Here is a 17,829-nt window from a genome sequence, read left to right on the forward strand (position 1 = left end):
CGGGGGGGGGCCCCCGGGGCTGGGGGGGGGGGGGTTTTCGCCGGGGGGGCCCCGCCCCCCGGGGGGGCCCCGCCCGGCGTGGATCAGGCGGCCTGGACGACCGGCGGCAGAGGCTCGAACTCGACAGCGGGACGAAGCTGATACCAGCGGTGGTCGTCGAGGATGATCTTGTAAATGCCGAGCAGCGCGTTCACCTCCACGAGGCGCGCGCCGGGCTCGTCCAGAGCCTTCCAGGCCGTGCCCGAGAGCACCGCCTTTCCGGCGTACTCGTTGTCGAGGCCGTAGTAGCGAACGTCGGTGAGCCGTTCGCGCAGGCGGCTGATGAGGAGCTCGTCGCTGGTGTCGATCGTGCGCATGGATGTGGTCTTCTCTCGGTCGGTTGGGGACGGCGCCCGTCTCGGCGCTCGTTGGCCGGTCTGTGGTGACGCCGGGGAACGTATGCCGGAGGCTGGGTGCCTACGGAGCGCGCGCGAATCCCGAGCAGCCGGCTGCTGCTCAGCTTGTCGCCGTTGCCCTTTCCTCACGCAGAAGCTGGATGCGGGCGGCTTCCGCCCGGGGCCCGTGGACGATTCGGGCGAGCTGAGCGATACAGAGCCGGGCCCGCTCCAGGGTCGCCAGGGGGGCCACGACGGTGACCGCCCGACCGTCCACGTCGACCCGGAAGGTGTTCTCGCCGATGCGCCGCACCGTATAGCGGTGACCGGACAGGTCGCCCACAGTCCACCGGCCGTCGCCGTCTCCCTCAAGCTGTACGACGCTGCGGATCAGGTCCAGCGGGGTGAGTGCAGGATGTACGAGGTCGACGTGCTCTCCGAAGGCATCCGATGCCATCCGCCGGGTGGCGTAGTCACCAAGACGGCCACAACCCTGCTCGGGGCAGGTGAGTCGGTAGGGCTGGGATGCGGGCCCGGTCTTACGGATCTGCGGTTGCAGCGGAAGTTGCGGCGCCGCCTGCTGTGGCTTCTCGTCGACCGGTTCTGCGCCCTCCTCTTCGTTCGCGGCGCCGGCGGCGTCCGTGTCAGCCGAGGAGGGGCGCGTCGGGCAGGCGCTAGTGTCACGCACGAACTCGAGCTGGACGCGGGCATCCAACTGCTTGTCGAAGTGGCATCCCGCGTTCTTGCACTGGGCCCGGTACTCACGTCCGGGGCAGTCCTCGCCCTTCCGGTGAGGACAAGGCTCTCCGTTGGCGTGCACGGGCTTGACACCGGCGCGGTGACGGCCCTTCACGAGAGGCCGGGCGTCGGCTGCGAGGGTGGGAGCGTGAACACTTCGCGGCTCCGTGCACCTGCCGTTGTCGTTGGAGCGGGCGGGCATGTCAGTTCTTCCTTGTGGTCCGGTCGTTGCGGTAGGCGGCGTCAGAGGCGCCTTCGCATATGGGGGCGTCGCAGCAGGTCGTCCTGCCGTTGCTGTTGAGGGTGATGTCGGTTTCCCCGCAGTCGCCGCAATGCGGGGTGAAGCCGCAGGGAGGCACTCAGGCCCCCTTCTTTGCGGCCAGGGGGACCGGCGTGAAGGCGTTGACGTAGTCGATCCGGCCGCCGGTCGCCGAGCCTTCGGTGAGCTGCCCTCCCACGGAGCACAGGGTCTGCAGTACGTCGGCCGACAGCGGCTTCGGGACGCCGTCCAGGACGACCCATCCCTGGAGGGTGCTGTGTCCGTCCGCGTGGACGGTGCAGGCGGTGATGCCTGCCGAGTGGCTCGGGCCGTGGGCTGCGAGGAGGAGGAACGCCGCGCGGGCCAGGTCCGGGCCGAGATGACGGTCGTGATCGGGTGTCGGTGCGGTGATGACGAGGGTGTCGCCCGGGAGGTCGGTGAAGACCTTGAGGGTGTGCTCGCCGTCTCCGAGCTGGTGGACCATGCCGCGCAGCAGCCCTTCCTGCATGCGTCCGAACAAGGCGACGTACAGGTCTGCCGGAAGGTTCTGGCGGGCTGCCTCGAGTCCGATGGCGTCTCCGCACCGGCGCAGCGCCTGCCGGGTCTCCGCGTGGTGGTCGTCTGCTGCCGGGTCGGTGTCCATGGCGGTCGCCTTCTCTGTCGGGGTGGGTCGCGGGGTGCCGACCGGAAGCTACGCAGAGCGCCGGCGAGGACGAGAGGTCCGGCGAATTTGACTGCCCGACAGGCCAGGAGGCGGTCGTAACCAGCCCGTTGGGCCGCCATAGCGGTGTGCGCTCACGGGTGGGACGCCGGACAGGGCGGCTGAGGGGGCTGTGGGCACAAGAAGGGCCCCGGCAGGTGTCTGCCGGGGCCGGGGAGACCGGAGGATGTGCCTGATCAGCCGATAGGTAGAGCTTCCTGCTGCGTGGCGGCTCGTCCGGGGCACGTACGGGACGAGGCAGCGGTGGGGAGTTTCCGGGCCAGGTAGTCGGGCCAGGCACTGACCCGCCCGGGATGGGCGATCTCGTACGCACCTTCGGCGGTGGTGCTGACCGGCAGAGGAACGAACGAGTCCGCCGACCGGATCGCGACGTGCCAGCCCAGCGGGCTGTCTGCTCCCAGGCTGGCTTGGGGGCAGCGGCCGTGGGGATGGGTGAAGTACAGCTGGAGGCCGCGTCCGGGCGTGAGTACCGAGAACGTCTCGACGGGGAACCGCGCTCCCTCTTTGTCGGTCAGGTCGGCCAGGATGTCCGCGCCGTCCTGGATACCCGGGGAGCGGTGACGCAGCGGCGGGAGTTCCCCGTTGGCCGGCACCAGGTCGAGGACGAGGAGGCCGGACGGGCAGGGAGCGAGTCCGACGTTGTACGGCCCGTGGTCCCAGGCGGCGTTGATCTTGTGGGTGTCGGAGGTCGCCTTCTGCTGCCAGTTCCGGACAGCGGGCGTGGTGGTGCCGGGCCGGAGTGGGAATACCCGCCAGCCTCGGGCGGCGGCCGCGAGCGCGGCGGACTTGAGCGTCTGTCGGGGTGGGTGGTCGGTGCTCACGGTAGAGGGCTTTCTGGCGTCGGCAGCCGCGCGGCCGTCGCACTGACGGCCGCGCGGCCTCTTCATCGGGCGGTAGGGCTCTGCGTCTGCTGGGGAAACACGGTGCGCACGGCATCGGCCAGGGCTCGCCCCAGCCACTGGGCGGCCCGCCGGAAGGTGCCGGGGAAGAAGTAGAGGAGCACGCTCACGGAGCCGACGAAGCACACGAGCGACAGGTGTGCGGTCACCCACGCGACCGTGATCATCACAGCACTGACGATCATGCACAGAGTCTCGAAGAGCAGCATCGTCGCGTTGGGGAAGGCGATGGCCAGGAGGCCGAGAGCGAGGAGAAGTCCGAGCTTCGAGCGCATGAAAGTCACCTTTCGGGGATTCCGGCAGTCAGGCGGTCGGCACCGCCGATGCAAAGTCCGGGTCTGCGGAGAACGCTGCGAGGGCCTGTTGAGCCTTGATGTGGGCGGCTACCGCCCAGCTCTTGATCCTTTGGACCTCGTAGGACTGTTCGTGGTCGCTGACCTGTGCCCGGAGCTTCGCAGTGCCCGCCTCCACCCGCCGAAGGTCGGCGAAAAGGTCGGGCGTCCGTGCCCGCTCCAGCCGGCCGACCAACTCCACCAGGCTCCGAATCTCGGGCGTAGGGCCGAGCCGGCGCTGGACAGTCGCGATGTCGTCGGCGATGTCGGCCATCCGGATCCGGAGCTTGCGGCGGTAAGGCCGCGGTTCCGGCCGGGTACGACCGGCGGGCCAGAGGAATCCGACGTCCTTCATGTCCTGGCTGCTGACGAACAGCGGATCGGCGTACGAGCCCCCGGGGCCGGCCAGGGACACGACTACGCAGCCGTTACCCAGCCGGGTAACGGCCAGCACCTCCGCGGCCGGACGCCACGCTCGCGGGTACAGCGTTCCGTCTTCGGCCCGTCCGTACATCGGAGTACGGATGATGTCGTCCTCGCCGAGATCGTCCCAGTCGCCCCATGTCCATCCTTCGGGCACTGCAGTGCGCGCGGCGTCCTGCTGTTGCTGACGTGCAGCGGATTCAGCGGCAAGGTCTCCGAGCCACACGAGGTCTCCGGCGGCTTCGCGGCGTGTGTCGTACTCCGGGCCGGAAGAACCGGTGCCCGCCCGCTGGTACCGCCACTTCCTGCCTCCGCCACGCCGGCTGACGATGCCGAGCTCACCGAGGCCGTCCGCTGATACCACGTACGTGTAGGAGCCGTTGCTGCTGCGGATGAGAGGTCCGAACTTCGCACGGGCCTGGTTGTCAGCCTTGCGCTGGATCTCCTGGTTCTGGAACGCCGCCCGCGCGGCGTCGTCCGCGCGCTGCTTCTGAACTCGCTCGAGCTCCCTGAGTCGACCGACGAGAGCGCAGACGGCGATGCGGCTCGGTTCACCGCGGGGTATGTGGGGTCCTTCACCGGTGGCCAGGAGGTGCCGTCGGTCCCACTGGAGGAGAGCAGCGATCTCGTCCGTGATGGACGTGTCGTCGAGCTCGGCAGCCGGCGTGACTGATGCGGGCATGGGCGGGACGGCTGCTGGTGCGGCTGTACTCATCGAAGGCTTCTTCCGATGCGGGGAGGGCTGTCCTGTGCCCAGAGCTGACCAGAGGGCACCCCCGCGGTGGCCGCTGCGGCGAATTCGGCGCCGCACGGGCAGGCGGATCCGCATAGGCCCGGGCGCCGACCGCTCCTTCAGCTTGGGGAAGGCCCGGACAGGTCCCGCGGTCAGCGAAACGGGCAGCACCTGCGAGCCCACCGGGGAGCCAGGCTTCTGCCAGGGCTCCCGGGCGCGCTCGCTTCAGATCCGGCGTGCACGGACCTCCAAGATGCCTGGTGCCCGGTGCGCCCAGACGGCGCCGTCGGGGACCAGCACGCTGTGTGTGTTCAGCAGCAGCGTCGCTGCCGTGTCGGTCGGTGGCTCGGGCGAAGCCTCGTCCCTGCTGCAGACGGTGAAACGGGTGCGCTGATCGTCGTAGATCTCCAAGCTCCAGTGCCCTGAGGCGTGGATGAGGCGGACAGTGACGGGATCGGCAGAGGATGCTGCGGAGGTGATGGTGTTCAACCGAGAAGGCCTTTCCCTCTGGGCAAACGGACGTCGGTGAGGTTAGGAGCAGCCACTTTCAGGGAGCGCCCCCACGCGAATCAGGGCGCTCCGGTCGGCGGGGTCCTGCTTGGTGCCTCAGCGACATGCTGCGAAGCGAACCGGTCAGCAGCGGCGGACCGTGCTGGTGGTCTGCTTCGCGAGGCAGACCACCAGCACGGTCATCACGGGGTGGGGTACGCGTGTCGTCCGTGTCGTTCCCGCAGGGCTGTGATCGTTGCCGGGGCATGCTGCGTGGCCGAAGGGTCGTCCAGCACGTCCTGGAGGACGCTCCAGTACATGGCGGTCGGCAGACCAAGGCGGTCTTGGATGTACGCGTCCTGCGCGGAGGTGTCTCCCAGCTCGGTGACATGGGTTGCAGAGGCGAGGACGAGGAGGGCGTCGCCGGTCAGTGCGTTCATGAGCTCCCTTCCCGTAGTGGGCTCCCGCGTCAGCTGGCGGCAGGCGTGGCGGGGTTGTTCTGGCAAAGGTCCATGGCGCCGCCGGGCTCCTCGGTGCCGCCGGCCCAGCCGACACGAGTGCCGCTGGGGGTGGTGCTGTAGCCGTAGCAGTGCCACCCGGCGTGGGTGGCACCGGGAAGATTCCAGTCGTGGGCGGCGTGCTCGGTGGCGCCGTCGTTCGTGCACTGAGCGGGAAACCGGCCGCAGGGGAGGGCGGGGGCGTAGATCGTGAGGGTCATGTGGGTGGCGTGCTCCCAGTGGTCGGTGGGGCTGGTCGGGGTTGACGCCACCGAAGCTAGACGTCAGAGGGCGCATCCTCGGAAAGCTGGCGAATTCGGGCGGCTGGTGGCGTTCGCTGGAAGGGGTGGGCCAGCGGGCCATATCCTCGAAGGCGCGCCTGCTGGCGGGGAGTGAACCGATCCACCGCCCGGACAAGGAGGGTCTCCATGACTGCGCAGCCTGTAGAGCCGGCACCGCGGCACCCCCGCAAGACGCTGCGCGGAATCCGGGAGGCTCTGCCTGCCGACCAGGTGGCGGCGTTCGAGACCGAACGCGACGGCCTCGACCTGGAGGACCTCACGCGCGTCGCTGCCTTCAGAGACAAGTGGTGGGCTCGGGCGGTGACCGCTCGTGATGCGCAGCTGGATTCGGACAGCGACGCCGGCATGGCTGGCGACCTGGACCTCGCGGAGCCGTGGTCGCTGGCGAGTGGCCAGTGAGCGAGAACGACGGCCGTTCTTCACAGCCGCCGGGAACGTGGCCGTGGGCCCCGTCCAAGCAGGCCCGCGCCCAGTACGAGGAGCTGACCAATCACCCGGCCGCCCCGACGCCGCAGGATGCCGTCGACGCGATGATCCGACGGATCATCGCGGATCCGTACCGGGCAGGGTCGACTCGTTCGCCGAGCCGGCCTGAGTGGGACCGGGTGGCGGCGGAGGGCTCCTTGGTGATCCCCTACCAGGTCCATGATCCGGAGCGGAATGCGCAGGCCAAGCAGCGTTTCGTGATCATCCTCCGCATCGTGTGGGCGGACTGACGCCGAGCGGCGCCACGCGGCCGCCCCATGTCTAGAGGTCGCTGTGCCTGGGCCTGTGCCGCTCAGCCAGATCTCGCAGCCACTGCGGCGTCTCGTCGGGCTCATAGGTTCCCAGCATCTGCCAGCCGGACGCCCGAACGTCACCGATGCGGCCTTCCGGGCCGAGGCGATAGCCGGTCACGGCGGCTTTGAACGGCATGTAGGCCGCCTCGCCCGGCCGTGCGCGGTACTCGATGACGACCGCCTCCGGGTCGAGGATGTATGCCACGTCGGCGCCGTCCATCACCACGTACGCGGGAGCGCCGGAAACGATCATGTATTGCGTGACATCGGTCATCGTGACCGTAGCGGTGACCTGCAACATCTCTCCTTCGGCCGGGCCGTTCGATCGGGAAGCGGCGGTGTCCCGGGCCCGGCAGGGACGACATCCCGTCCCTGCCGGGCCCGGCGCTGTCAGGCCTTGTCGGTCTTCTGCGGCATGACGGCCGCGACGGAGTCGGCAATGGCGCGGGCCAGCCAGCGGGTCGCCCTGGGAATGGCGGTGGGGTTCGTGCGGGCCAGCACAGCAACCGCGCCGATGCAGCAGATAAGGGCCAGGTGAGCCTTGACCAGCGCTACGACGACCAGCACGGCGCTGATCACGGAGCAGACGATGCTGAAGAGGACCATGCCCAGGCTCGGGAGCGCCGCCCACAGGAGACCGAGTGCCAGGATCAGGGCGAGCTTCGAACGCATGATGTGTCCTCCGGGGTCGGGTCGCGTTGACGAGGTGGAGATTCGCACCGCATGGCCCGATCTCCTCAGCGCGCGCGAAACCGGGGAGAGCCGCTTGAAGGGCGGGTGAGCGGGGCGAGGTGTTCCGAGCCGAAGCCCTTGCTGGGCCGTGGGCTTCCCGGCCGGGTGCCAGGCGGCGGGGAGGCAGGTGCCCATGGTTCAGAAACGAGCGGACAGCGGAGGGCATGCCTGTGGAGCGCGGTCCACGTGGACCGCGCTCCGACGGTGCCTCAGGCGCCGTAGGGCGGACGGCCGGGGCAGCCGTACGCGGAAGGCGCCAGGTCGACGAGTGCGTTCCACTCGCCGATGGTGTCGCACACGGTGCACCGGCCCATGGGGGCCTGGTCGTCGATGTGCTGCTGACCGATGGGGAGCACGTGGTGCGGGCGGGTAAGGTCCGGGGTCCGCACGGTGGAGATGACGACCTCGTCAGTGGGCTGCAGCGTCGCCGTGCTCATGTGGCGCTCCTTCGGTCCGGGCTGCTCTTGATCAGCCGCTGTCTTGTGGAGCTGAAGGTAGGCAGCCTCGGCGGACGACCCGTCGGCGCCGCGAAAGTCCCCTTCCGGATACCCGGCAGCACATGTCCGCAGCTGCGAGTCGGTGTCAGGTACTGCCGGACAGCGCGCTTCAGTCGAGCGCGCGGGCTCCCCGCCCGGGCCGGCGGGAGTCGTCTGGGGACGATGATCTGCGTCTGGTTTCCCCAGGGGTCAGCACCCTTGCCGTACGGCTGGTGTCGATCGTCACTGATCGCCGAGGGCGGCCCGCGGGCCTGTCGAGTCGTGGCCGCGGGCGTTCAACATCCTGGGAGAGTTCCGCCTTCGTCTGCCCACGTCTGCTCGGCGAGCTCCGCCGCGCGCGCCTCCTGCTCGGCGATGGTCACCGGCCGGACGCACCGGCGCAGCGTCCACTGGTCGATCTGGGGCAGCTTCCTGGCGATCGTCTTCGTGTCTTCCTTGTTCCGGCGCAAACGCCGGGCGACCACGTAACGCGCCTCGTATGCAGTCTTGTCGTCGGGGTGGATGCCTTCGGAGTGCAGCCGGACCAGGAAGAGCGCGGTGTCGCCCATCGGCGTCACACGGATCCTCCGGTCCTGCCCCCGTCCGACCGACAGGTACCCCGCCCGCGCCAGCATGAGTGTCCGCTCCCGGCTCACACGGCGCCGGCCGTTCCACGCAGAGCCGTCTCGGCGGTACAGCTGCCCGGTTGCCGCCTGCTCCATCACGGACACCATGCCCTTGGACCAGCCGAGTTTTGGCACATGCTTCTCCGCGATGTAGCGGGCCATGGTCAGCCGGTGCCGGTTGTCGGCATCCATACCCGTGCGCTTGCGTTCCTCCGCTTCATACCGCGCTTCCTCTTCCCGGCGCTCGCGTTCCCGGCGAGCTTCCTCGTCTGCCATGGCCTGAGTCCACGGCTCGGCGATGAGCTCAGCCAGCTCGGAGGCGGTGGAAGCCGTCCCGGCGGCCTTCTGCGCCCGCTCGGCCGCCGCGATGGCGCTGTTCACGTAGTTCCGGAGGGTCGACGCTGTCACCGCCCCAGCGTCCTGAGCCACCCACTGGGCATACCTCTGCGCGTCCAGGAACTCGGCGTGTGCAGCCCACATGGCCGCGTCCAGGTGCGCGGTGTCCCTCCCGCGGCTGCGGGCAACAGCGCGTTCTGCGGCGTCAGCCGCCGCGCTGGCCAGCCTTACAGCTTTCTGCGCCACGTCGACGAGCCGCTCGACAGGCTCGGCCCGCTTCGGCGCTACCGGTGCGGGCCGCGGGGCGGGCACGACGAGCACGGCGCCGCCCTCTCCCTCCCAGCCGAGGACACTTGACGGGTCCGACTGGATATCCGGCAGTGTGCGGGGAGGTGCGAGGAGCTCGCGGTACTGCGCGGCGCGCTTGCGGTGCTCGGCGGCCTTCCGGGTCAGCTTCTGCTGCTGTACGCGCAGTTCCTTCAGCTTCTGCCGCGTGGCAGTGAGGAGCGCCGGGGCGCGGTCCTTGGCGGCGGCCAGGTGCAGGGCCTCCGCGTCCGGCCGCGCGAGGTACCGCAACGCGAGTGCCCGCAGCACACCGGACGCCCGTCGTTCGGTGGCCACCGGCGCGGAGCAGCCGGTGGTGGGAGAGAGGCGTATGCGGGCCGGCAGCCGGTCGGGGGTGGTGAGGGTGATGCGTCCCGTGTCGCCGCTGCTGCTCCACCCGCCGCTCAGTCGAATGGTGTTGATGGTCGGTTCGTCGCGTGCTTCATGGCCGTAGCGGCTGGTCGGGACGCCGTACGTAACGTTGATCCCTTCGGGCCAGGGGGTGCTGCTGTACCGGTAGCGCTCCACGGTGAACGATCCGGCGACTCTGGCGCCCTGGACGTTGTAGACCACGCTGCCAGGCCGTATGCCGGCCGGGGCGGGGGCCTCCCGTACGGTCAGAATGCCCATCTGGTGACCGTGACGGTCGAAGAACGGCACCTTCACCGGGGTCGGGTCGGCCGGAAGGACAGCGGCTGACCGCCGGCGCAGGATGCCTGTGAGCTGGTTGACCGTTCGGCGGGCCGAGACCCGCTGGGCGGTTACCTTCTGGATCTCGGCCTCGAGCTGGTCGGCCTGCTGCTCCTCGTACCTTGCGTGCTCGTCTGCTCGGGCGACCGCGGCCGCCAGCTTCAGCTCGGCGACATCGTCGCGGTCGCGCCACAGCTCCAGGAGGCAACGGACCACGGCCTCGGTGCGTCGACGGGTGCCGTCCGGCAGTCGCTCGGTGAGGAACGTCCGGCCGGAGGCCACGGCGTACGGGCCCAGGAAGTAGCGCGTCGGGATGGCATCCGGGTCGAGCCCGGCGGTGTGGCCATGGACGCCGACCCGGTAGACGACGGGCTCGTCGGGCCGCGGTGTGTAGTACGTCTGCAGCTCGAGTCCGTCGCCGTACTGCACCTGGACCGTCGTGGGCAGCACGGTGCCACCTCGCTTGGCCTCCGGGGCCACGATGAAGGTGCCCTTGATGTGCGGTCCGGTGACCTTGAACTGGACCCGCCCGTGGGGCAGAACGGTGTCGAGGACGGTCAGCGTGCCGATGCCAGGCACGCCGACCGTGCGGGGCGTATGTGTCGGCACAGACATGGTCAAGGCTCCAGGGCGGATTGAATGGGTTCAGGACCCTCGGGCACCGCGATCTGCGCGGCCGGCCTCGGGGCGGGAGCGAAGGTACGAGGAGGACCTCCGGTGCGCACGGCACGGCGAATCAGCGCCTGCGATCACAGAAGGCGCCCCGTCCGCAGCCTGCGGACGGGGCGCCGTTCCGGGCGGTTCTCACCTTCCGATCGGTACGACTGGCTGGCCCTTTGCCCGGGCACCGCCGGCTCGCGGAGCCAGCGGGGTGCAGGGACGGCATGAGGAGGTGGGGCGGACAGGCCAGCCGCCTCAGATCAGGTCCTCGACAGCCGCCAGCCCCGGGAGGAACCCCGGGGCTGGCGGCGTAAGCCGGTCACGCCGCGTACGCGAACGCCTTCGGCGGTTTCCCGGTGTGGCTCCGCAGACCGCGCCTGCGGAGCGGATCGTGCCGCTGCGGGTCCACCGGGACGACCGTGGTGATCGGGTCTACGTCTTCTGGCAGCAGATGGAAGTTGACCCAGTGCGGTTCGACGAACATCGTGACCTCCTGAGTCCGCTTCGGGCCGGTCCAGTAGCGGTGGAAGTGCCCGGCCCGCTGGTGCGGCGCTCGCTGCACTCCGGAGGGCACACCGTCGCCTTCCGTAACCCTTCCAGCAGCACGCCTGGCCGCGTGGAGGCGGGGACCCACGCGCCAGCCCACCTCCACGAAGAAGGGATCCCGGTCGCGCGGCGCAGGCCTCTTGCGCTTCTTGCGGGTGGGCTTGACGACGGGAGGTTCGACGACGTCCCGGTTGTCGCAGCACAGGTACACCAAGATGCTGAGAGCGGGCTTCAGCAGGGCCTCGAACAGGGCAAGGACCGGCTTCTCTTCAGGGGTGCGCGCCCATCGGGCTTCCGCTCGCGCTGCGGCGAAGCCGACCGCCTGCTTCAGGGTGAACTGCCGCAGCCCGGTGGGGATGTGGAGGCGTATGTACGTCTGGTCCCGCACCTCTCCGGTGTCGTCGTCGAGCAGGTCGATGACGAAGAGCAGACCGAGGCCCTCGATGTCTTCGTCGGTGTACGTCTGCCGCTCGGGCATCTGGTTGTACCCGTGGACGAAGAAGCCTCTCACCAGCCCGTCCGACTTCTGGTAGCGGATCGGCCACGGGTCCGGGAGGACGACCAGCGGATTGATGTAAGGCAGGTGGTCGAAGATCCTGCCGGGCAGCTCCTTGTACGTCGACCGATACAGCTCGGCGGCCAGGTGCTCGTTCACATCGAACGTCACCCGGCCGCGCCGGGCCCACATCCGGTAGATGCCGACGTGAGAGGCCTCGTCGATCAGGTCGGCCTGGTCCGCAAGGGTGAAGCGAGCCGGAACGTGACGCGGCGGGGTGACCACGCGGCCACCGGAGAGCTGGTCGAGAACGGGAGCGATCCAGACGTGGTTCGAGCGGAGCTGGTCCTCGCGGGCCTTCAGCTCCTGAACGAAGACCTCGTTGATGTCGTGGGTGCGCAGCGCTCGTGCGTGAGAGTTCGGCATGGCTCTACCTGGTCGTTGGCGGCGGGGTCCACGGAGCCGCCCGGAGGCGGGACCGTGGCCGAAAGCTACGAACGCGGCGGTAGAAGCTCATCTGGTCGCGAATGCCGGGCGGCGGAGGGCGGGCTGGAGCTGGTCACCGGCCTGTGTCAGGACAGGCCGGGCGCTGCTCAAGGCGCCTGTCCGCCGCCGTCAGCCGGTGTGCTCGTCGCGGGTCTGGACCGCTGCTCCGACGATCACGAAGGTCACGGGCACCACGGCGGGCAGCCAGATCCACCCGTCGGCTCCGCGCACCCAGTCCGTGAGCGTCAGGGCGCCTACGCCGAACACGATGAAGCTGAGGTAGCCGGCGTTCATCAGGTGCCGGCCCTGACCCCGCAGGAGTCCGGGGCGGCGCCGGGCATGAGTGCGGGGAGCATCTGGGTCCTTGGGTGGGGTCACGGTGGCTACTCCTGTTCGTGGCGTCCGTCCGCCGACTGTCGCGTCCGCAGCGGACAGCGCAGCCCGCGCCGGCTGACTGGCTGGAGGAATGCGGAAAGAAGGGGAGGGGGCCGCTCGGGCGGCCCCCTCGGGGTGGTCAGGCGTTGGTCAGCGCGCGGGCGAGCGCACGGCCCACGATGGGCCCGAAGTTCGTGGGGTCGCTCAGGTACTCGACGTGAGCGCCGTTGGGAGCCCAGCCGCCGTCCTTGACGCTCAGCCACAGCAGCAGCACGCCCGCGCGGGTGAGGTGGTCGGCCGCCCGCTGCACATCCGGCGTGTTGGGCAGGTCCCCATCGGTGATGACCACCGCGACACGCGCGCCGGACTTGCCGGTGAGGTTCAGCGCACCGTCCAGCGCGTAGAGGGACTGGCCGCAGCCGTCAGAGCCGCCGCCCATGACCGGCACGGGGACGGTGAGGGGCCGCTTACCCGGCTTGATCAGGGCTGTGGCTATCTCGGAGCGGTTGTACCCGTTCCAGGCGACGGAGGCGACGGTGCCCGCCAGACGCGGAGACGCCACGGCGTGGGCAAGAGCCCATCCGGTCGAGGCAACCGGCCCGATCCAGGGGCCCATCGAGCCCGACACGTCCAGGCTGATGCCGACCGTGAGAGGCGGGTTCTCCTCCTGACGGCGAGAGGTGCGCTGCCACGGCAGGGCCGACACCTCCGTGCGAGCCCGGATCTGCGCCTCGCGGCGTACGACCTCCCGCATGACCATGCGTCCGGGCGGGGCGCTGACGGCGCGTGTCGTGCGGTTCACATCCCGGTACTGGGCCTTGCCCAGAGCGTTGAGCAGCGCGCGGGCCTGGCGCTGCTGGCTCTCGTCGGGCTTAACCTGCTGAACCCTGATCTGCCGGAAGCCGACGCCGCCGCCGGTAAACACGTTCTGCGCAGCCTTCTGCGCAGCCTGGTGGCCGCTGTAGTCCGGCCGCTTCGGGAGGGTAACCGCGATCTTCGCGTGCGCCGATTCCACAGCGGCGCGAGCGATCTGGTCGACAACGCGCTCAGCCACAGACGGGGTGCTCTGCTGGTCGGCGTCGCCGTCGCCGTCACTGCCGCCGCTGCCGTTCTCGGCCTGGGAGGGGTCACCCCAGGTGACTGCGCCGCACGGCATCATGACGGTGATCGGATCGCTATCGTTCTGCCCGTCCTCGGCGTCGCCCGAGCCTCCCTGCCCAGTGCCTCCCGACGGGGAGCCGGTGCCCTGCCCTCCCTGGCCCTCTCCGCCCTGGCCCTGGCCGCTGCCGCCCTCTTCGCCGTTCTGCTGGTCGTCGTCTGCGTCGTCCTGCGCGAGGCGGGCAACTCGTGCTCCCAGGGCGAGAAGCCCGTCCTGGTCGTCGTCGTCCAGGTCGAACAGCTCGCGGAAGATGCCGTTCAGCTCCGCCATCACAGCGTCACCGAGGATTCCCGTCACCTGATCGGTGACCGGCTGCACCTCATCGTCGTCCAGCACCCCACCGGCCGCGCGGCCCAGGATGAGCACTGCCTGGTGCACTGCGCCCGGCACCGACTTGTCATCGTGCCCGCCGCTGACACCGGTCAGAAGAACGTGGCGGGTTGAGGCCCGCAGCCACGCACGGTCGCCCGGCCGGTCCTGAATCAGCCGGTGCTCGATGCGGGGCTCTTCCAGGATCGTGGCCCAGCGCACGGCCGACGCGCTGTGCTGCCGGGTGGGAGCGAACTTGGTGTGCTTGGCGTGTGCGGCCTCGTGGGCGATGGCACCGGCGAACGCCGGGTGTGCACAGCGGTCGGCCCACGCGTTCGGGTCGATCAGCGCCGGGTTCGGCTGGCCCTCAAGGAGCTGGTCCGGGGCGAAGCGGCCCTCGGCGAGCGCCGGGTAGAACTCGGCGTACTTGCTCTCCGGAGCGCCGGGGTGAACGACCGCGATCACGTCGTCACGTTCCGAGACGGTCGAGAGCCAGTCTCCGGTACGAGCCGACAGGCCAAGCCATGCCGGGTGCGTCACGTCGTCCCAGGGGGAGGTCACGGGCGCTGTGGTGCGGGCGGTCATCGCGGGGCCTTTCAGTCGGCGGTTCGTTGCGCCCTGATTGGGCCACCGCCCACGGCCTCGGAACGACTCGCCGCGAATCCAAGAATCTGAAGGTGGAAAAGGCCTTGTGGCGCCTGGGATGCGCCGCGGACAGCACCGCCGCGAGCTCGCCGGAACCCTCCCGCCGGCTGCCGTCGGTGGCGTCTGGCCACCGACATGGATCGTGGATCGTGCCTGAAGAACGACGCGTGACTCATAGCCCGCTGAGCTGCCCAAAGCCGCTGAAGCTCGGAAGTCGACAGGTCGTTGACGGGCTTACAACGAGCGTCCGAAAGGACCCAACTTGCGCCGGACAGACCGAAGTTGGGCGTTTGCCGGGGTTCTCATAAGTTCAGGGCATCGCAAGATCCCTTCCCGAACGAGACACCCGGAGATCCCCATGTTCCTTCTCGGTTTCAAGGTCCAGGACCTCACCAGCGCGCAGCAGAAGACGTACGTCGCCGTTGCGACGTCCAACGGCTACTGCCACACGGCGAGCGCTGGGCACACCAAGCCGGTGTACCGGCGGGCCGGTGCCTACGGTGAAACCGGCACGAGGAACCCGAACGAGCTGGCCAAGCTCGCCTGGGGGGCGCTCCGGAGCAAGTGGGCCGACAAGCACGGCCGCAAGAACTACACCAACATTCTGATTCAGCCGATCGTCATCGAGGACTCGGGCCTGAGCGAGGAAGACTCCAAGGACCCCCGAAAGACCATCGAGTACTTCGAGGTGGAGTCGAAGAGCCCGTCCGGTGCCCACGTTCGCGCCGATGAGCCGCGCACCCTCGCGCAGATGTTCGTGAAGCGTCAGCTCTCCCAGGCTGCGCAGCCTGCCACGGCGGCCCCCCGTGCTCAGGTTGCCGACCAGCGGGACGCCATGATCAAGGGTGAGCGGGAGTACTACCGGCCCAACGGCCAGATCTACCGGCCGCGTGACCTGGGCGGCCACCACGACGTGGCGCTGCTCAAGCACCTGCGCACGGCCGGTATCCCGGTGCGGCTGTACGGCCTGCCCGGTACCGGCAAGTCCGCGCTGGCGGAGGCTGCTTTCGGCCGGGACCTGATCACGATCAACGGTCACGGTGACATGACCGTCTCCCACTTCGTGGGCTCCTACCTGCCGCAGAACGATGGCACGTTCAAGTGGTCCGACGGCCCGCTGACCCGTGCGATGCAGGAGGGGCGTCCGCTGTTCGTCGACGAGATCACCCGTATCCCGTCTGAGGTTCTGGCCGTGCTGTACTCGGTTCTCGACGGGCGCGGGACGCTCAGCCTTGATGACAAGCCGGACGCGCCGGTGGTGACGGCAGCGCCGGGGTTCTATGCGCTGTGCGGCTACAACCCCGAGGGCATCGGAGTGCGGCAGCTCGATGACGCCCTGGTGTCCCGCTTCGCGGTCCCGGTGGAGGTCACCACCGATCTCGACGCGGCCAAGGCTCTGGGCGTTCCGGCGAAGTTCATACGGCTCGCGGAGAACCTGCGCACGAAGGATGCCAAGGACCGTGAGGACGGTGGTACTGGGGTGTGGGTTCCCCAGATGCGTGAGCTGCTGCTCGCCTCGACGGTGGCCAAGACGGCGGGCGTGATGTTCGCGGCATCGGTCATCGTGGGTCAGTGCCCCCGGCCGGAGGACGTGCCGACGGTGACCGATGTGGCCTCGAACGTCTTCGGTGTGACCGTCAAGGCGCTGGCTCTGGGAGGCCAGGTCTGATCGTGGAACCAACCCGCTGTTGCGGGCCCCGTTCAAGCGGGGCCCGCAACAGCGGGTTGGTTCCAGGCCGGCCGCCGGACAGCACCAGCCCTTGGGCGCATGGGGTGCGCCACTCCTCAATACGGTGGCCCCGCTCTCGGTGGGCACCCCTTCGGCGAGGAGGGCGCGCCCTTTCTCGCTGGGCAGCCATGACCAAGGAGTAGCGGACCATGACCAGCCGGGGCTCAGACATGGCTGACGCCGGTACCCAGAGCGCTCTCGATACCGACGTCAATCCTCTACGACGCTCGATCAGGCCATGACGGAGCGCTTCCTGCTGGCCTTACCGTAACGACCCAACCAGCGGGATGGCCAGCGCACCTCTGCGCCCTGATGATCTACGCCGCCCGAGCCTCAGCAGCGGCAAGCCCCGGCCGGACCTATCCGACCCTGTTGGCGCACCGCTCCGCCCCGGTCGGCCTGTCCTCTGCTGGCCTTCGCCACGCGGTGGCCCGGTGGGCGGGCGTGAAAGGCAGCTCGGCCGGAACGCAGTGACAGCTGTCTCGCTGCCCGGTCGTGATCAGACTGGCCCGACGCAAGGTGACCAAGTTGGCTCAGCGCGCGGGCGGCAACGCCAAGACGCGTCAGCACCGAGTACGGATGGGCAGCTTGAACGGTGTGCACTGCCTGTATGTAACCACCGTGCTTACCGGGGTTTCCGAATGGACGGAACCCCGTGATTTTCGCTCAAGCGACCCCAGCCCGACCGCCCCTGTAGAAGCGGCCGGCGCCGAGTGTCGCACCCGCGGATGCCAAGGCAGGACAGGCGGCGAGGGCGGAGTGGGTCCCTGTACGGACCGCTCGGCAGTTGCACAAAGACGCCGGGCGCCGGCGGGAGCTTGCCCGCCGGCGCCCGGCGCCGCGTCGTCACGACAGGGCGGCCACCACGGCATCCAGATCGACGACTTGCAGCCCGGTTGTTCGGTCCTGCACCCAGAGCATCGGCAGCAGTTCCTCGACGTCCTGGCCGAGGTGAGTGCACCAGCCTTCGAGATCCGATCGGGCGTCGTCGTCCAGACACGCCCGCCAGCGGCCTGCCTGCTCGGATTCCTGCAGCCAGATCCGCCCCGCCTCTGTCCGGCCCGTGTAGGTCTTCATGCTGACGGTGAAGCCCAGCTGAAGGTATCGAGCTGCGGGATGGTCAGCGCGGATGCGGGCGGTGATGAGGCCGAGGCTGGCCAGAGCAAGACGTGTCCGAGCCTGCCGGACCTGCTCGGCGTCATGCTCTACTGCGGCAAGAAGGGCATCTGTGTCGAGTGGAGCGGGCTGCGAAGGCATGGTGTGGGGGCTCCTCATAGAGATCAGGGCTACCCAGAGGGCGCTCGGGAGAGCGAGACGGCAGACCGGGGGCCGTCGCCCGACGGCCCCCGGTCTGCCGGCTGTCAGCTCCAGGTGATCGGCTGGCCGGTGCCCTGCGTGCGGCTTACCAGCGTGTGCAGACGCCGCATCGCAGAGAGCCGCACCGCGCCCTTGGCGCTTCGGTCTGCGGATGCGACGGTCATGGCCGACAGCAGACGGCTGACGAACTGGTCGGCCGGGAGGCTGCGCACCGTGTCGTCGAGGTTCATGCGGCGCAGGATGTTGTCGGCCGCCGAGGTCGTCAGCGTGGTAGACGAGCCGGGCGCAGAGAACGTGGTGTGCATAGCCGAGTGGTCCGTTCCGTAAGGGCTGGTGTGATGGCTGCACTGCACCATGAGCTCTCGCAGTGATCGACC

General features: G+C 69.4%; 21 protein-coding genes. 3 read left to right on the forward strand and 18 right to left on the reverse strand.

All coding sequences use genetic code 11. The features are described 5' to 3' along the window. Positions 1–83: 83 nt before the first annotated feature. The 9 genes from ACPXCS_RS38565 to ACPXCS_RS38605 all read right to left on the reverse strand — a co-directional run bounded on the left by ACPXCS_RS38565 (position 84) and on the right by ACPXCS_RS38605 (position 5,737). Positions 84–356: a hypothetical protein gene (locus ACPXCS_RS38565; RefSeq protein ID WP_413093143.1), complete on the reverse strand. Its 273-nt coding sequence runs from the start codon at positions 354–356 to the stop codon at positions 84–86. A 139-nt stretch (positions 357–495) separates the two neighbouring features. Continuing rightward, a complete protein-coding gene (locus ACPXCS_RS38570) occupies positions 496–1,194 on the reverse strand; it encodes a hypothetical protein (RefSeq protein ID WP_425823800.1) in 699 nt (232 codons plus the stop codon). A 277-nt stretch (positions 1,195–1,471) separates the two neighbouring features. Then, positions 1,472–2,014, reverse strand: a complete 543-nt coding sequence (locus ACPXCS_RS38575) for a hypothetical protein (protein ID WP_413093141.1) — start codon at positions 2,012–2,014, stop codon at positions 1,472–1,474. Between the two features lie 254 nt (positions 2,015–2,268). Next, complete coding sequence (locus ACPXCS_RS38580) at positions 2,269–2,913, reverse strand: bifunctional DNA primase/polymerase (protein ID WP_425823802.1); 645 nt, start codon at positions 2,911–2,913, stop codon at positions 2,269–2,271. A gap of 62 nt (positions 2,914–2,975) precedes the next feature. After that, a complete protein-coding gene (locus ACPXCS_RS38585) occupies positions 2,976–3,266 on the reverse strand; it encodes a hypothetical protein (RefSeq protein ID WP_332757046.1) in 291 nt (96 codons plus the stop codon). A gap of 28 nt (positions 3,267–3,294) precedes the next feature. Then, positions 3,295–4,461 (reverse strand): hypothetical protein, encoded by a 1,167-nt coding sequence (locus tag ACPXCS_RS38590; RefSeq protein ID WP_413093139.1) that lies wholly within the window; start codon positions 4,459–4,461, stop codon positions 3,295–3,297. Between the two features lie 243 nt (positions 4,462–4,704). Then, positions 4,705–4,968 carry a hypothetical protein gene (locus tag ACPXCS_RS38595; RefSeq protein WP_413093138.1) on the reverse strand — a complete coding sequence of 88 codons (264 nt, stop codon included), beginning with the start codon at positions 4,966–4,968 and terminating at the stop codon, positions 4,705–4,707. Positions 4,969–5,171: 203 nt separating this feature from the next. Then, positions 5,172–5,408, reverse strand: a complete 237-nt coding sequence (locus ACPXCS_RS38600; protein ID WP_398689317.1) for a DUF3263 domain-containing protein — start codon at positions 5,406–5,408, stop codon at positions 5,172–5,174. A 29-nt stretch (positions 5,409–5,437) separates the two neighbouring features. Beyond that, complete coding sequence (locus tag ACPXCS_RS38605; RefSeq protein WP_425823804.1) at positions 5,438–5,737, reverse strand: hypothetical protein; 300 nt, start codon at positions 5,735–5,737, stop codon at positions 5,438–5,440. Between the two features lie 156 nt (positions 5,738–5,893). On the opposite strand from ACPXCS_RS38605, the gene ACPXCS_RS38610 reads away from it, so the two are divergent. Then, on the forward strand, positions 5,894–6,166 hold the full coding sequence (locus ACPXCS_RS38610; RefSeq protein ID WP_325749252.1) for a hypothetical protein: 273 nt from the start codon (positions 5,894–5,896) through the stop codon (positions 6,164–6,166). Further along, positions 6,163–6,483 (forward strand): hypothetical protein, encoded by a 321-nt coding sequence (locus ACPXCS_RS38615; RefSeq protein ID WP_358259693.1) that lies wholly within the window; start codon positions 6,163–6,165, stop codon positions 6,481–6,483. Before ACPXCS_RS38610 ends, ACPXCS_RS38615 begins: the two co-directional genes overlap by 4 nt. Positions 6,484–6,514: 31 nt before the next feature. On the opposite strand, the gene ACPXCS_RS38620 is transcribed toward ACPXCS_RS38615, so the two are convergent. The 7 genes from ACPXCS_RS38620 to ACPXCS_RS38650 all read right to left on the reverse strand — a co-directional run bounded on the left by ACPXCS_RS38620 (position 6,515) and on the right by ACPXCS_RS38650 (position 14,346). After that, positions 6,515–6,847, reverse strand: a complete 333-nt coding sequence (locus ACPXCS_RS38620) for a hypothetical protein (RefSeq protein WP_376620888.1) — start codon at positions 6,845–6,847, stop codon at positions 6,515–6,517. A gap of 89 nt (positions 6,848–6,936) precedes the next feature. Continuing rightward, on the reverse strand, positions 6,937–7,218 hold the full coding sequence (locus ACPXCS_RS38625) for a hypothetical protein (RefSeq protein ID WP_376620887.1): 282 nt from the start codon (positions 7,216–7,218) through the stop codon (positions 6,937–6,939). A gap of 269 nt (positions 7,219–7,487) precedes the next feature. Further along, complete coding sequence (locus ACPXCS_RS38630) at positions 7,488–7,715, reverse strand: hypothetical protein (RefSeq protein ID WP_376620886.1); 228 nt, start codon at positions 7,713–7,715, stop codon at positions 7,488–7,490. A 335-nt stretch (positions 7,716–8,050) separates the two neighbouring features. Then, positions 8,051–10,345 (reverse strand): hypothetical protein, encoded by a 2,295-nt coding sequence (locus tag ACPXCS_RS38635; protein ID WP_425823806.1) that lies wholly within the window; start codon positions 10,343–10,345, stop codon positions 8,051–8,053. 364 nt (positions 10,346–10,709) lie between these two features. Beyond that, positions 10,710–11,858, reverse strand: a complete 1,149-nt coding sequence (locus ACPXCS_RS38640; RefSeq protein WP_376620884.1) for a hypothetical protein — start codon at positions 11,856–11,858, stop codon at positions 10,710–10,712. A gap of 189 nt (positions 11,859–12,047) precedes the next feature. Next, positions 12,048–12,296: a hypothetical protein gene (locus tag ACPXCS_RS38645; protein WP_376620883.1), complete on the reverse strand. Its 249-nt coding sequence runs from the start codon at positions 12,294–12,296 to the stop codon at positions 12,048–12,050. Positions 12,297–12,432: 136 nt separating this feature from the next. Further along, positions 12,433–14,346 carry a hypothetical protein gene (locus ACPXCS_RS38650; protein ID WP_425823808.1) on the reverse strand — a complete coding sequence of 638 codons (1,914 nt, stop codon included), beginning with the start codon at positions 14,344–14,346 and terminating at the stop codon, positions 12,433–12,435. A 418-nt stretch (positions 14,347–14,764) separates the two neighbouring features. On the opposite strand from ACPXCS_RS38650, the gene ACPXCS_RS38655 reads away from it, so the two are divergent. Continuing rightward, entirely contained in the window at positions 14,765–16,075 is a 1,311-nt protein-coding gene (locus ACPXCS_RS38655) for an ATP-binding protein (protein ID WP_425946726.1), read from the forward strand. 906 nt (positions 16,076–16,981) lie between these two features. Here the strand turns inward: ACPXCS_RS38655 and ACPXCS_RS38660 are convergent. Then, positions 16,982–17,392, reverse strand: coding sequence for a hypothetical protein (locus tag ACPXCS_RS38660; protein ID WP_376620880.1), 411 nt, complete (start codon positions 17,390–17,392; stop codon positions 16,982–16,984). A gap of 104 nt (positions 17,393–17,496) precedes the next feature. Then, positions 17,497–17,757 (reverse strand): hypothetical protein, encoded by a 261-nt coding sequence (locus ACPXCS_RS38665; RefSeq protein WP_425823812.1) that lies wholly within the window; start codon positions 17,755–17,757, stop codon positions 17,497–17,499. Positions 17,758–17,829 lie beyond the last annotated feature (72 nt).

Source organism: Streptomyces sp. DT190 (assembly GCF_049846985.1).
Lineage (GTDB): Bacteria > Actinomycetota > Actinomycetes > Streptomycetales > Streptomycetaceae > Streptomyces.